This is a genomic window from Parapusillimonas granuli (genome assembly GCF_013416525.1).
Lineage (GTDB): Bacteria > Pseudomonadota > Gammaproteobacteria > Burkholderiales > Burkholderiaceae_B > Parapusillimonas > Parapusillimonas granuli.
Map to the genome: position 1 here is coordinate 295235 of NZ_JACCEM010000004.1, position 13555 is coordinate 308789.

Genomic DNA, 13555 nt, shown 5'->3' on the forward strand with positions numbered 1-13555 from the left:
TCCATTCAGTTGGAGACGGCGGCGCGCCTTTCCGCAGCCGTCTCGAGTACCGCTTTGACGATATTGGTGTACCCGGTGCAGCGGCAGAGATGGCCCGAGAGCATCTCCCTGACTTCCGCTTCCGTGGGATCCGGCTTGCGCCGGAGATAATCGTCGCAAGACATCAGGATTCCGGCCGTGCAGAACCCGCACTGCAAGGCATGATTGCGGCGGAAGGCGGCCTGCAGGTCGCTCAGGCCGTCCTCATGGCCGGACAGGCCTTCGACGGTGTCGACCCGCCTGCCCTCCGCCTGCACCGCCAGGGTCAGGCAGGAGCGCTGCGCCACGCCGTCGATCTGGACCGTGCAGGCGCCGCAGACGCCGTGCTCGCAGCCGACGTGCGTGCCCGTCACGCCCAGCTCATGCCTCAGAAAGTCCGAGAGCAAGGTGCGCGCTTCGCAATCCCCGCTGCGGACGTTGCCGTTCAGCGTCAGCGTCACGCTGCGGGTCTGCCCCTTCTTCAATTGGCTCATGCCTGTACCTCCTTCGCCTGTACCGTCTCGATGGCCTTTCTTCCCAGGCGCCTCACCAGATGCCTGCGGAAGCGCGCGCTTGCGTGATGGTCGTCCTGCGCCTGCAGATCCCAGGCGAATTCATTGAGCGCATCGTCGATGCCGGATTCGTCCAGCCCTTCCCATTCGCGCACCATCGGGCGGTCCGCGACGCCCCCCACCGCCAGACGGACGCGCCGCCCGTCGGCCACGGCGGCCACCGCCGCCATCGCGAAATCCCCGTGCCGGGCGGCGAACTCCTGGAACGCCACCCGCTGCCCCGGCCTGGCCAGGGGAAAATGCACTTCCTCGACCAGTTCGTCGGGCCGGCGGGCCGTGGTCAGCATGCCCTGGAAGAATTCGGCCGCCTTCAGGCTGCGCCGCGATTTCTTGCTGCGCAGCACGACGGCGCCGTCCAGCGCCGTCAGCACCAGCGGCAGTTCCGCGCTGGGGTCCGCGTGTGCGACCGAACCGCAGACGGTGCCGCGGTTCCGGATCTGGAAATGGGAGATATAGGGAATCGCCCGCGCCAGCAAAGGGACTTCGTCGGCCAGCCCGGCGCGCCATTCCACGCTGGCCTGCGTCGCCGCGGCCCCGACCGCCAGATGCCCTTTCTCGACGCGCACGTAGTTCAGGTCCGCCGTGGCGGAGACGTCGATCAGGGCGGACGGCTGCGCGAGGCGCATGTTCAGCACCGCCATCAGGGATTGCCCGCCCGCGAGAATCCGGGCGTCGCCGCCCAGCTGGGCCAGCAAGGCGACCGCCTCTTCCGCGGACCCGGCGGCCAGGTAGTCAAATGCATATGGCTTCATTTCGCCCTCCTCAGGAACCGCAGCAGGCGCGCCCAGAGCGAAAGCCGAGCCTTGGCGGCGCCGCCGCCCGACGCCTGCCGGCCCAGCTGCTCGAACAGCTGGCCGAGGACGATGCGCGCGGCGCCTTCCAGCATCCGCCCGCCCACCGCGGCCACTTTGCCCGACACCTGGGCCTCGTAGTCGTACTTGAGCAGCGTGCCGCCCGCATTGGATTCCAGCCTTACCATGCCGGTGCCCTGCGCGGAACCGACGCTGGACAGCCCCGCGCCGGACAGCCGCAGGCTGTTCGGCGGGTCGAGCTCGCTCAGGCTCACCTCGGCCGCATAGCGGGCCTTGATCATTCCGATGCCCACCGTCACGTCGGCCTTGTACCGGTTCTTGCCCGTGCTCTGCAGCGCATTGCAGCCCGGAATCACCTTCGCCAGAGCGTTCGGGTCCAGCAGCACGGCGAACACCGCTTCCCGGTCGGCGGCCAGCTGGACTTCGCCGCTCGCGGTCAGGGCCTTGCCGCCCTTGGCCGGCGGCGGCGCCGCGTCGGCCGGCGCCCGGGTGGAGGGCGGGTCCTCGATGCCGATCAGGTCCATCACCCGGGACGGCGTGAGCGGCAGCATGAGGTCCTTGACGGAGAGCGCGTCGGCCACGGCATTGGCGATGCACGGCGGCGTGCTCATGTTGTTGCCCTCGCCCAGGCCCTTGGCGCCCAGCGGGGTGAACGGCGACCAGGTTTCCTGATGCACGATCACGGGCTCCGGCACCTCGCAGCTGGTGGGCACCAGATAATCGGCGAACGTGCCCGACAGAAAGCTGCCGTCCGGGCCGTACTGGAATTCCTCCATCAGGGCGGCGCCCAGCCCCTGCGCGAAGGCGCCCCGGATCTGGCCGTCGGCCAGCGCGGGATTCAGCAGGCGGCCGGCGTCATGGCCGGTGACGTAGCGGTCTATCCGCACGCGGCCGGTGTCGCGGTCGACCTCGACCCCGCAGAAATCGAAAGTGAAGCTGTAGGCGGCCGAGGTGTTCACGCGCTCCTCTTCGTCGGGCGGCGTCAGTTGCTCGGGCGTCCAGAAAACGGTCTCCCGCACCGGGGGCTCCATGCCTTCGGGCAACAGCCCGGGCGCCCAGTGCGAGCTGCCCGCCGTGCGGGTGAAAGGCAGGCTGCGCGAGGCGTCGCCCTTGACCTGGATTTTCCCGTCCCGGAACTCGAGCTCATCGGGCCGGCAGTCCAGCTGCCTGGCGGCGATGCGCGCCAGCTTGTCGCGCAGCCGGGTGGCGGCCAGGTGCACGGTGCCCGCCACCGCCCCCGCGAAGCGGCTGGAATAATTGCCCGCGGCGACCGACCAGGCGTCCTTCTGCGTGTCGAAATCCACGTTCACGGTGATCTGGCCGGGATCCAGCCCGAACACGTCGGCCGCCACCTGGGCGCATACCGTCCGGTGGCCCTGGCCCGCGGGGGACGAAGCCACCACCACCGTCAATCCGCCCAGGGGATCCACGCTGATGGTGGCCGCGGCGATGGCGCCGTTCTTCGGACCCGCCTTGGCGCGCATTTCGGGGGTGAGCGCGATGGTGATGTAGCCCATGTTGGAGATGGAGGGCTCGACGATGGCGCAAAAGCCGATTCCATACAGCCTGCCCTCGGCACGGGCGGCGGCGCGGCGCTGGCAGAGTTCGTCCAGCCCGCCTTGCGCCACGGCCTTGTCCATCAGGCGCTCGTAGTCTCCCGAATCGAGCAGCGCGCCGGCGATCGCCCGGTACGGGAAGGCATCGGGCCGCACGAAATTGCGCCGGTACACGGTTAGCGGATCGATGCCGAGCTCCACCGAGATGCGCTGCATCAGCCGTTCGAGCATGAAATAGACTTGCGGGCCGCCGAACCCGCGCACCAGCCCGGTGGGCATCTTGTTGGTGAGCAGGATGCGATTGCGGACCTTCAGGTGGCGGATGGCATAGGCGCCGGTCAGCACGCCGTGCATGCGGTAGAAGCTCGCCGGCTCGGGCGCGCGCAGATAGGCGCCGCAGTCGTCCACCTGATCGTAGTCCAGCGCGATGATGCGCCCCTCCGCATCGACCGCGGCCTCCAGCCGGGTCAGGCGCCCGGTGGCGGTGGTGGCCGCGACCAGGTGCTCCAGGCGGTCCTCGACCCACTTGACCGGCGCGCCGGCCTTGCGCGCCGCCAGGCACATCAGCACGATGTAGGGAAAAACCGCCTGCTTGACGCCGAAGCTGCCGCCGGAGTCGCGGAAGCCCCGGTGCCGGAGCTGGGTGCCCGGCACGTTCAGGGCCAGCGCCATGACCGTATGCAGCGAGAACGGCCCCATGAAGTTGGAGCTGGCTTCATAGCCGTCTTCGGGGGAGATGTACTCGGCGATGACGACCGCGCCTTCGATCGGCGTACAGGAATTGCGCGGATACTTCGCGGTCAGTTCGATCCGATGGGCCGCCGTGGCGAATGCCTGGTCCGGGTTGCCATAGCTGAAGTTCCGCTCGCTGACGACGTTGCCGCCGACCTTGTCGTGCAGCACCGGCGCATCCCCGGACAGCGCCTGCTCGATCTCCACGGCCACCGGCAGCGGCTCGTAGGCGGCCTCGACCAGGTCCGCGCCGTCTTCGGCGATGTAGCGGGATTCCGCGACCACCACCGCGACGGGCTCGCCCACGTAGCGCACCCTGTCCATGGCCAGCGCCCATTGTTCCATGGGCTGCTTGACGCCGACGACGAAAGGCCGGGACCAGGCCCTGACGTCCTCGCCGGTCAGCACCGTCCTGACGCCCGGCAGCGCCAGGGCCGCCTGGGCATTCACGCCCAGCAGGCGGGCATGGGCGTGCGGCGAGCGCACGACGGCGGCGTAGAGCGTGCCGGGCTTGACGCCCACATCGTCGCCGTAGCGTCCACGCCCCGTCAACAGGGTGGCATCCTCGATGCGTTCCGCGCGGCGGCCGACATGCGGCCGTTCAGCCGCCGCGGCCCCGGTCCGATCCTCTACTTGCTGCTGCATGGCCTACGACCTCTCGCTTCGAAACCGGCTGCTCAATTGGCCTTGATTCCGGTGGCCTTGACGACCTTGGACCACTTGTCCATCTGAGCCTGGAAGAATTTCTGGAAATCCTCCGGGGAACCGCTCAGCGTCTCGACGCCCTGCTTGGCGAAGATGTCCTGCACTTCCGGCGTGGCGATCGCCTTCTGCAACTCGGCGTTGATCTTGGCCACGATTTCCTTCGGGGTGCCGGCCGGCGCGAACAGCCCGTAGGGCACGGCCACTTCGAAATCGGGATAGCCCTGCTCGGCGACGGTGGGCACGTCGGGCGCCAGCTTGGACCTTTCCTTGCTAGTAATGGCCAGCGCGCGCATCTTGCCGGCCTGAACGTGCGGGAGCACGTGCGGCACGTTGTCGAACATCACGTCGACCTGCCCGCCCAGCAGATCGGTGATCATGGGCGCGCTGCCCTTGTAGGGAATCTGCGTCAGCTGGGCGCCGGTCTCGTTCTTGAAATACTCCATCGTGACGTGGTTCGAGCTGCCGTTGCCGGCCGATGCGTAGTTGAACTTGCCGGGCTCCGCCTTGGCGCGCGCGACCAGGTCGGCGACGGTCTTGATCGGCGAATCGGCGCGGACCACCAGCAGATTGCGCGATTGCGCGCCGGCGATGACGGGCACGAAATCCTTCGCCGTGTCATAGGGCAGCTTCTCGTGCAGATACTGGTTCAGGATCAGCGGAAAGCCGTTGATCAGCAAGGTGTAGCCGTCCGGCGTGGCGCGCGCCACCATCTCTGTGCCCACGATGGTGCCCGCCCCGCCCTTGTTCTCGACCACGACCGGCTGGCCCCACGCCTCCTGCAGCTTGCGGGCGAACAGCCGCCCCAGCGTGTCATTGAAACCGCCCGGCGCGTAGGGCACCACGATGCGTATCATTTTTTCCGGATACTTGGCGGCGGCGTCGGCCGCGTGCGCCACGGTCGCCGCCAGGCACAGGCCTGCCGCCGCCAGGAACTTCATACCAAAATGCTTCATTTTCATCTCCTCGGTAATAGAAACAACGATGCGCGGGCTTGAAGGCCCCTTCCACGCCGCGCCTTGACAAACCCGGCCGGCGCCTCCTACTGGGCTTCGATCTTGGCTTCCTGGACCACGCGCTTCCACAGGTCGAGCTGGCCGTTGATGAAGTCGGCGAACGCCGCGCGGCTGCCGCCGTCGGGCGTCACTCCCTGTTCGGCGAACACCTGCTTGACGTCGTCCATCTGGAGCACCTTGTTCATTTCCCGGTTCAGCGTCGCCAGGATGTCGTCCGGCGTGCCCGCGGGCGCAACGAATCCGTGCCAGGAAGAAACCTCGTATCCCGCCACCCCGGCCTCGGTCACGGTGGGCACATCGGGCAGCACGGGCGAACGCGTGGCATGCCCGATCGCGATGGGGCGGATCTTGCCCGACTGGATGAAGGGCAAGGCATGCGGCAGCGCGTCGAACGCGACCTCGATCTGGCCTCCCGCCAGGTCGGTGAGCATGGGCGTGCTGCCCTTGTACGGCACCTGCGTCAGGGAAATCTTGGCCATGCCTTCAAACAGCGCCATGGCCAGGTGGTTCGAAGAACCCGGGCCGGACGAACCATAGTTGATCGCGCCGGGATTCTTGCGCGCCTTCTCCAGCAGGTCGGACATGGAGCGGATGGACGACTCGGCATTGACCACGAGCACCATGGGCGAACGCCCCGCCAGCATGATGGGCGCGAAATCCTTGCGCGTGTCGTAGGCGATGTTCTTGTACAGCCAGGGATTGGCCGCGAAAGGAAATTGCACCACCAGCAGGGTGTGGCCGTCGGCCGGCGACTTGGCCGCCTGCGAGGTGCCGATCATGGTGCCCGCGCCCGGCTTGTTGTCCACGATGAAGGACTGCCCGAAGATGTCTCCCAGCTTGTTGCCCATCAGCCTGCCCAGGGTGTCGTTGAAGCCGCCGGCCGGATACGGCACGATGATCTTCACGGGCTTCTCGGGGTACGCCGCCGCCGCGGGGGCCGCCAGGCCGGCTCCCGCCAGCGACACTGCCACGGTCGCCAGCAAGGCGCGGCGCAGCCTGCGGAAAGCCCGCCCCGGGCGAATCGCGCCGGATCGGTTTGTCTCTTCATTTTTATTGAACATATGCGGGTCCCTCTATGGGTGGATGTTTCAGTAGAAATTCCTCGTCGACTTCCACGCCGATGCCGGGGGCCTCCAGCGGCCGGACACAGCCGTTTCCGTCGAGCGCGTACGGCGCGTGGACCAGTTCGTCGCGCAGCAGGTTGTTGCGCGAGGCGTCGGCTTCAAAATAGCCGGGGTTGTCGACGGCGCAGAGAAAATGGACCGTGGCCGCCATGTTGATCCCGGTCATCGAGATGTGCGGATGAACCGGCAGGTGGTAGGCGGAGGCCATCGCCGCGATGCGCAGGCATTCGGTCAGCCCGCCCGCCTTGGAAAGGTCGGGCTGCAGCACGGAAACGACCCGGTCGTCGATCAGGCGCGTGAATTCGAAGCGGGTGTAGTGGTTTTCCCCGGCGGCGAACGGCAGCTTGCCGAACGGTCGCGCCAGTTCATAGCTGCGGTAATCATGCGGGGCGAAAGGCTCTTCCAGCCAGCCCACGTTCAATTCGTCGAGCGCCGGCATAGCCCGCGCCGCGTCTTCCAGGCTGTAGGCCATCATGGCGTCGGTCATGATGCGCACGCCGTCGCCCAGGGCCTTGCGCACCGCCGCGACCCGCGCGAGATCCCGCTCGACACGGTCGCCGATCCGCAGCTTGATCGCCGTGTAGCCGCGCTCGACGTGCCCGGATGCTTCCTGGACCAGGCTGTCGGGCTCCTGCCAGCCCAGCGCCACGCCGCCGGCATACGCGGCCAGCGGGCGCGAGGACCCGCCCAGCAGGCGGTACAAGGGCAGGCCCGCGGCCTTGCCGCGTATGTCCCACAAAGCCATGTCCAGCCCGCTCATCGCCAGGACGCAGGCGGCTCCCAGCCCCATGCCGCGCACCTGCCGCTCATAGATCCGGCGCCAGATGCCGACCGTGTCGCCGGCGTCGTGGCCGAGCGCCATGTCACGCAAGGCGGTGTTGATGAAATGCGCAATCGTGGTGTGCGCGCGCCCATGATGGGATTCTCCGTAGCCCACCAGGCCGCAGTCCGTCGTCACCTTGACGATCACGGCGTCGCGCTTGACGGCGCGCCCGACGCCCAGCGTCACGCCGCTGCCGGCGGGCACCGGCACCGACACCGGATACGCCCGCAGGTCGCGGATGCGCAGCGCTTCCGCCCCGCGCCGACCGCCGTGCCCATCGATTACCGACATTCCGCCTCCCGTTCGCTTCAGACCGCATCCGGCCCCGCAGGGCTGGACGACATGATGAAGAAGCGAGTGTAGTGCCGGCCGATAATCAGATCAATTAATATATAGTTATTGTTTTAATCATTATTAATGATGTTTATGAATGTGTCTCTTCATGATTTATGCCATATACTTCATCAATCTGAAAAAAATAGCGGTTTTTAAATATCATTATTTTTGATATTAAAAATCACTATTGCTTTGGACCTAAAAGGAAGGCCATGGAATTACGCCAGATCCAATATTTCGTCTGCCTGTTCGAAGAAGGCACGGTCACCCGGGCGGCGAAGCGGCTCAACATCGTGCAGCCCGCGCTCAGCATGCAGATCGCAAAGCTGGAAGAAGAACTGGGCCAGAAGCTTTTTGAACGCAGCCAGCAAGGCATGCAGCCCACCAATGCCGGCAGGCAGATGTACCGGCTGTTCCTTCCCATCCTGCGCGACATCGTCCATGCGCGCGACCAGCTGCTGCACACCGACGGCGAACTCAGCGGCCACGTCAATGTCGGCATGATCGCGTCCATCGCGCAGGGCGTCCTGGCGGACGCCCTGCGCGAATACGCCGAATCCCATCCCAAAGTCACCATCACGGTGGCCGACGGCTACAGCACCATGCTGGCGGACTGGGTGGCGGGCGGCCAGCTGGACGCCGCCGTCATCAACAAGCCCAGGCGGCCCCTGGGGCTGAACATGGACCACATCATCGACGAGGACCTCACGCTGATCACCAGCACCGACTACCGGCAATCCCTGCCGCCCAGCGTGCCCTTCCGCACTGTCCAGGAGCTCGAACTGGCGCTGCCCACGCGCCACCATGGCTTGCGCGCCATCCTGGAAAGCTTCGCCCAGGCGGAAGACGTCGACCTTTCCCCGAAGCTGGAAACCGACTCCGTCATTTCCATCCTGAAACTGGTCGAGCGCACCCAGTTCGCCACCATCCTGCCGCGCATCTCCATCGCCAACCGCCAGGAGCGGTACGGGCTGCGCTGCTATCCCATCGTCTCGCCCCGCCTCGTCCGGCAGGTGGTGTGCGTCACGCACCCGCGGCGCCCCCTGAGCCCGGCCAGCGCCGCATTCATCGCCATCATCACCAAGCGCCTGCGGTCTCTCGACACGCCCTCCGAACCGGACGCGCCGCCGGCCGAGGCCTGAGGCGCTTTCCCAACCGCCGGCGCAAGGCCCGGCGCCCCTGCACAGACACGACATGGACAGCACAGACATCGAAGCACTCGCCGCGGCGGTTCAATGGATTTCGGAAGGCAGGCGGGTCATGCTGGCCACCGTCGTCCATACCTGGGGTTCCGCCCCCCGCCCGCCCGGCGCCATGATGGCCATCCGCGACGACGGCCACGTGAAAGGCTCGGTCTCGGGCGGATGCATCGAGGACGACCTGATACGCAAAGTACAGCAGGGCGCATGCCCGGGCCCCCTGCCGGAGACCCTCGTCTATGGCCTGACGGCCGACGAAGCGCACCGGTTCGGCCTGCCCTGCGGCGGCACGCTGCAGCTGGTGATCGAGCCCGCCACGCCGGCATCGGGCCTGGCGGAGTTGCTGGCGGCGCTGCGCCAGGGGCGGCTCATGCAGCGCCGGCTGGACCTGCTCGACGGGACGGTCACGCTGGCCCCGGCGGACCACGCCCGCGCGCTCCAGTACGACGAACGCCGGCTGATCACCACCCACGGGCCGCAATTCCGCCTGATCATCATCGGCGCGGCGCAGGTATCGCGTTATGTCGCCAATATCGCGCTGAGCCTGGGCTACCAGGTGATCGTCTGCGATCCCCGCGAAGAATACCTGGATGAATGGGATATCGCCGGCGTGCAGCTGTCGCGCGAAATGCCCGACGACTTGATCGTTCGCCTGCGGCCGGACCCGCACTGCGCCGTGTTAACCTTGACGCACGACCCCAAGCTGGACGACATGGCCTTGCTGGAAGCCCTGAAGTCCCCGGCGATGTATGTCGGTGCGCTGGGCTCGCGCCGCAACAATGAACGACGGCGCGAACGCCTGGCACTGTTCGACCTGGCCCCCGCGCAAATCGGAAAACTGCGCGGCCCGGTCGGGCTGTATCTCGGCTCCCGTACGCCGCCCGAAATCGCGGTGTCCATCATGGCCGAGATCACCGCCGTGCGCAATGGCGTCGAAATCCTGCAAAAATATCCGTAGGGCCTGTTAACGTTAAAAGGTAGGCGGCATGGCCAGACCCGAACACCAGAAACTCCTTGTGCGCCGGCCCGGCGGCGCCGCCGAGATCGAAGCGCAATGGATCGCGCCCGAACGCAAGCACGCGCGCTTGCTGGTGTTCCTGCACGAAGGCCTGGGCTCGATAGACGCCTGGCGCGGCTGGCCCGCCGCCCTGTGCGACGCGCTGGGCTGCCGGGGCTTCGTTTTTTCGCGTTGCGGCTATGGCCGCTCCGGGCCGGCGCCGCACCCGGATGAATGGCCCGAAGACTACCTGGAGCGCGAGGCCACCGAAGCCATGCCCGCCCTGTTCAGCGCCGCCGGCATCGACCCGGCCGCGGAGCGCCCCGTCATCGTGGGCCACAGCGACGGCGGATCCATCGCGCTGCACTATGCCGCGGCCTTTCCCCGGCTGGCGAGCGCCGTGGTCGCCATCGCGCCCCACGTCTACGCGACCGGCATCAATTTCGACCTCATCGGGCAACTGCAGCGCCAGTACACGGACTCGGCCCTGCAGCGGTACCTGGCGCCCCTGCACGACCATCCGGACGCAGTCTTCTGGCGCTGGAGCCGCCGCTGGACCTCGCCCGAATTCCGCCGCTGGGACATCACGGCCTGCCTCGCCCGAATATCCGCCCCGCTGCTGGCGATACAAGGCAGGGACGACCAATACAGCACGCTGGACCAGCTGTACGAAATCTCGCGCCACGTCGGTCACGCGGAACTCATGATTCTGGAAAAATGCCGGCATACGCCGCATCTGGAATATCCCGCCCTGCTGGCCCGGCACATCGGCGCTTTCCTGGGGATACGGGCGGAAGACGCCGCCGGCGCCGGCTTTGCCTAGGGCCGGTTAACGCTGAAGGCAGGCGGCATCCCGCTCTAGGCCTCCCGGCTGAACGCCGCCGCCGCCCGGCCGATGCGGTCATTGACCGCCTGCCATGCGGGCAGCGCCGGCGGCCGCTCGAGCACGATGCCGGCATAGCCTTGCTGATCGAGGCGGCGCAGCAAGGCGTACAGCTCGCGCGCGTAGGCTTCGGGTTCATGGGCCGCCGCAATCCAATCGACGCCCGGTCCGGCGGAGCCCGCGAGCGGCTCGAAGGCCACCACCGCGATACGGCCCTGGCGATCTTCCCGCGATATGCGCGCTATGTCCTGCCTGGGCATCACCCGCAGCGGCGTGCGTGGCGCGTAATGGGCTTTCAGCGTGCCCGATGCGCGCGGCGCCCCGGCGTCGGGCCGCGCGGGCTCCCTGCCCAGCACGGCCGCGATCTGGGCGGCGGTGACGTGCCCGGGCCTGAGCAGCATGGGTCCCACGCCATCGGCGACGCGCGAGACATCGACGATGGTGGATTCGATGCCCACCTGGGACGGCCCGCCCTCCAGCACCAGCAGCTCGGCCGGGTCCAATTCCGGAAATTCGCTGCGCACGTGCGCGGCGTGGGTGGGAGACACCTGTCCGAATTTATTGGCCGACGGCGCCGCCACGCCGCCTTGGCCGCCCGGCTTCAAGCCGGCGAACCGGCGCAGCAAGGCTTGCGCCACCGGGTGCGAGGGGCAGCGCAAGCCTATGCTGCTCTGACCGCCGCTGACCGCATCGGGAATGTGCGGCGCCCGCGGCAGAATCAGGGTCAGCGGCCCCGGCCAGAAAGCCTGGATCAGCGCGCGCGCCTCGGGCGGCACCGAACTCGCCCAATAGCCGAGATCCGCCTCGGGCGCCAGGTGCACGATGATGGGATGGCCCACGGGGCGGCCCTTCGCCGCGTAGATGCGGGCGACGGCGGCCGGATTCTCGGCATCGGCGCCCAGGCCATATACGGTTTCGGTGGGGAAAGCCACCAGGCCGCCCGCCGCCAGGCGGCGGGCGGCCTCGTCCAGCATTTGGTCCATATCGGGCGCCGAAGCGTTCATGGCCGGAACGCGATGCCCAACGCGCCGGCGACTTCGGCGGCGGCGGCTTCGGCCTGGGCCATGGTGGCGGCGACGATGTTCACGTGGCCCATCTTGCGGCCCGGCCTGGCGTCGGCCTTGCCATACAAATGCAGCTTGGCGCCCGGCACCGCCAGGACGCGCCGCCAATCCGGCTCGCGTTTTGCACCGGTGGCGGCGTCGAACCACAGGTCGCCGAGAATATTGAGCATGATGGCGGACATGTGGCAGCCCGCGTTGCCCAGCGGCATGCCCGCCATGGCGCGCGCCTGCTGTTCGAACTGGCTGCTGACGCAGGCGTTCATGGTGTAGTGGCCGCTGTTGTGGGGCCGCGGCGCGATTTCGTTCGCGACCAGGCTGCCGTCGCGCAAGATGAAGAACTCCACGCACAGCACCCCCACGTATTCCAGCGCCTGGGCGATGGCCACCGCGGCATCGGCCGCGGCGACGGCTTGAGGCGTGGCGGCCGAGACGGCGTCGACGGTGGAAATGGCGAGAATGCCGTCCCGATGCTCGTTGCGCGCCGACGGGAACACCACCGTCCGCCCGTCCATGCCACGCGCCAGTACGACGGACAGCTCGCTGTCCAGGGGCAGCATGGCTTCGAGCACGCACTCGGCGGATTGGAACTCCGCGAAGGCGGCCAGCGCCTCTTCGCGCGTCTTGACCCGGGCCTGGCCCTTGCCGTCGTAGCCCAGCCGCGCGACCTTCAAAATGCCGGGAAAGAGCTCGGGCGGCGCGGCGCGGATGTCGTCCGCATGGCGGATGGCGACATGGGGCGCCACGGGCACGCCGGTCTTGACGATGAAGGCCTTTTCGCTGATGCGGTCCTGGACGATGGCGACGGCGGCGGCGGACGGGCTGACGGAGGACGCTTCCGCCAGGATCGCCAGGCTGCGGGCGGGCACGTTCTCGAATTCGGTGGTGACGGCCTTGCAGCGCGCCGCCAGGCGCGCCAGCCCGTCGGGGTCTTCATAGCCGGCGCGAATGTGCATGTCGGCGACCGCGCCGGCGGGACTGTATTCGTCGGGGTCCAGCACCGCCACTTTGTAGCCCATGCTTTGCGCCGCATGGCAGAACATGCGCCCAAGCTGCCCTCCCCCTATCATGCCCAGCCAGTCGCCCGGCAAAATAGGAGAAGACGTGGAGACCTCACTCATGGAAACGACCTGTATCGATAGCGTGATGGGAAAGAAACGAAGGGCGGCGGCTACAGGGTGACGTGCGGGGGCACGACCATGGCCCGGGCGGCTTCGGTTTGCCTCGCGCGGTAAGCCTGGAGCTTTTCCAGCAGCGCGGAATCGGTCATGGCAAGACAGGCGACGGCGTGCAGCGCGGCGTTCGCGGCCCCGGCCTCGCCGATGGCGAAGGTGGCGACCGGCACGCCCTTGGGCATCTGCACGATGGACAGCAGCGAGTCCTCGCCGCGCAGATAGCGCGACGGCACCGGCACGCCGAAGACCGGCACCGGCGTCAAGGCGGCCATCATGCCCGGCAGATGGGCGGCGCCCCCGGCCCCGGCGATGATGGCGCGCAAGCCCCTGCCCGCCGCGCGCGCGCCATAGTCGACCATGTCCAGCGGCATGCGGTGCGCGGACACGACGCGCATTTCATGGGGAACGCCGAACTCTTCGAGCACGGCAACCGCGTTTTTCATGATGTCCCAGTCGCTGGACGACCCCATGATGATGCCCACCACGGGGTCCGCGGCGGCCTCGCCTGCGTCGGTCAATTGGAATTCGGCCATGGAATGATCCTCGCTG

At 67.7% G+C, this 13555-nt stretch carries 12 protein-coding genes; 3 read left to right on the forward strand and 9 right to left on the reverse strand.

Annotated elements, in window-relative coordinates:
* Positions 1 to 5 precede the first annotated feature (5 nt).
* The 6 genes from H0A72_RS09030 to H0A72_RS09055 form a co-directional block, all read right to left on the reverse strand.
* Positions 6 to 512 carry a (2Fe-2S)-binding protein gene (locus H0A72_RS09030; protein ID WP_180154744.1) on the reverse strand — a complete coding sequence of 169 codons (507 nt, stop codon included), beginning with the start codon at positions 510 to 512 and terminating at the stop codon, positions 6 to 8.
* Complete coding sequence (locus H0A72_RS09035) at positions 509 to 1342, reverse strand: FAD binding domain-containing protein (RefSeq protein WP_180154745.1); 834 nt, start codon at positions 1340 to 1342, stop codon at positions 509 to 511. The genes H0A72_RS09030 and H0A72_RS09035 overlap by 4 nt, the downstream gene beginning before the upstream one ends.
* Positions 1339 to 4335: a xanthine dehydrogenase family protein molybdopterin-binding subunit gene (locus H0A72_RS09040; RefSeq protein WP_180154746.1), complete on the reverse strand. Its 2997-nt coding sequence runs from the start codon at positions 4333 to 4335 to the stop codon at positions 1339 to 1341. The genes H0A72_RS09035 and H0A72_RS09040 overlap by 4 nt, the downstream gene beginning before the upstream one ends.
* Before the next feature lie 32 nt (positions 4336 to 4367).
* Positions 4368 to 5348, reverse strand: coding sequence for a Bug family tripartite tricarboxylate transporter substrate binding protein (locus H0A72_RS09045; protein WP_246436907.1), 981 nt, complete (start codon positions 5346 to 5348; stop codon positions 4368 to 4370).
* A gap of 86 nt (positions 5349 to 5434) precedes the next feature.
* Positions 5435 to 6469, reverse strand: coding sequence for a tripartite tricarboxylate transporter substrate binding protein (locus H0A72_RS09050; protein WP_180154747.1), 1035 nt, complete (start codon positions 6467 to 6469; stop codon positions 5435 to 5437).
* Positions 6459 to 7646 carry a mandelate racemase/muconate lactonizing enzyme family protein gene (locus H0A72_RS09055; protein ID WP_246436908.1) on the reverse strand — a complete coding sequence of 396 codons (1188 nt, stop codon included), beginning with the start codon at positions 7644 to 7646 and terminating at the stop codon, positions 6459 to 6461. The genes H0A72_RS09050 and H0A72_RS09055 overlap by 11 nt, the downstream gene beginning before the upstream one ends.
* A 257-nt stretch (positions 7647 to 7903) precedes the next feature.
* Here H0A72_RS09055 and H0A72_RS09060 point away from each other — a divergent pair, with 257 nt between their 5' ends.
* The 3 genes from H0A72_RS09060 to H0A72_RS09070 are packed head-to-tail and all read left to right on the forward strand — an operon-like array spanning position 7904 to position 10710.
* A complete protein-coding gene (locus tag H0A72_RS09060; protein ID WP_180154748.1) occupies positions 7904 to 8833 on the forward strand; it encodes a LysR family transcriptional regulator in 930 nt (309 codons plus the stop codon).
* A 52-nt stretch (positions 8834 to 8885) separates the two neighbouring features.
* The gene (locus tag H0A72_RS09065; protein ID WP_180154749.1) at positions 8886 to 9848 is read left to right on the forward strand and encodes an XdhC family protein; all 963 of its coding nucleotides are present in this window, start codon (positions 8886 to 8888) and stop codon (positions 9846 to 9848) included.
* 28 nt (positions 9849 to 9876) lie between these two features.
* Positions 9877 to 10710 carry an alpha/beta fold hydrolase gene (locus H0A72_RS09070; protein WP_180154750.1) on the forward strand — a complete coding sequence of 278 codons (834 nt, stop codon included), beginning with the start codon at positions 9877 to 9879 and terminating at the stop codon, positions 10708 to 10710.
* Between the two features lie 35 nt (positions 10711 to 10745).
* On the opposite strand, the gene H0A72_RS09075 is transcribed toward H0A72_RS09070, so the two are convergent.
* Genes H0A72_RS09075 through purE form a run of 3 tightly spaced genes read right to left on the reverse strand, consistent with a single transcriptional unit; the run spans position 10746 to position 13539 of the window.
* A complete protein-coding gene (locus H0A72_RS09075; RefSeq protein ID WP_180154751.1) occupies positions 10746 to 11774 on the reverse strand; it encodes an L-threonylcarbamoyladenylate synthase in 1029 nt (342 codons plus the stop codon).
* The gene (locus H0A72_RS09080) at positions 11771 to 12952 is read right to left on the reverse strand and encodes a 5-(carboxyamino)imidazole ribonucleotide synthase (protein ID WP_180154752.1); all 1182 of its coding nucleotides are present in this window, start codon (positions 12950 to 12952) and stop codon (positions 11771 to 11773) included. Before H0A72_RS09080 ends, H0A72_RS09075 begins: the two co-directional genes overlap by 4 nt.
* A gap of 50 nt (positions 12953 to 13002) precedes the next feature.
* Positions 13003 to 13539 (reverse strand): 5-(carboxyamino)imidazole ribonucleotide mutase, encoded by a 537-nt coding sequence (purE, locus tag H0A72_RS09085; protein WP_180154753.1) that lies wholly within the window; start codon positions 13537 to 13539, stop codon positions 13003 to 13005.
* Positions 13540 to 13555 lie beyond the last annotated feature (16 nt).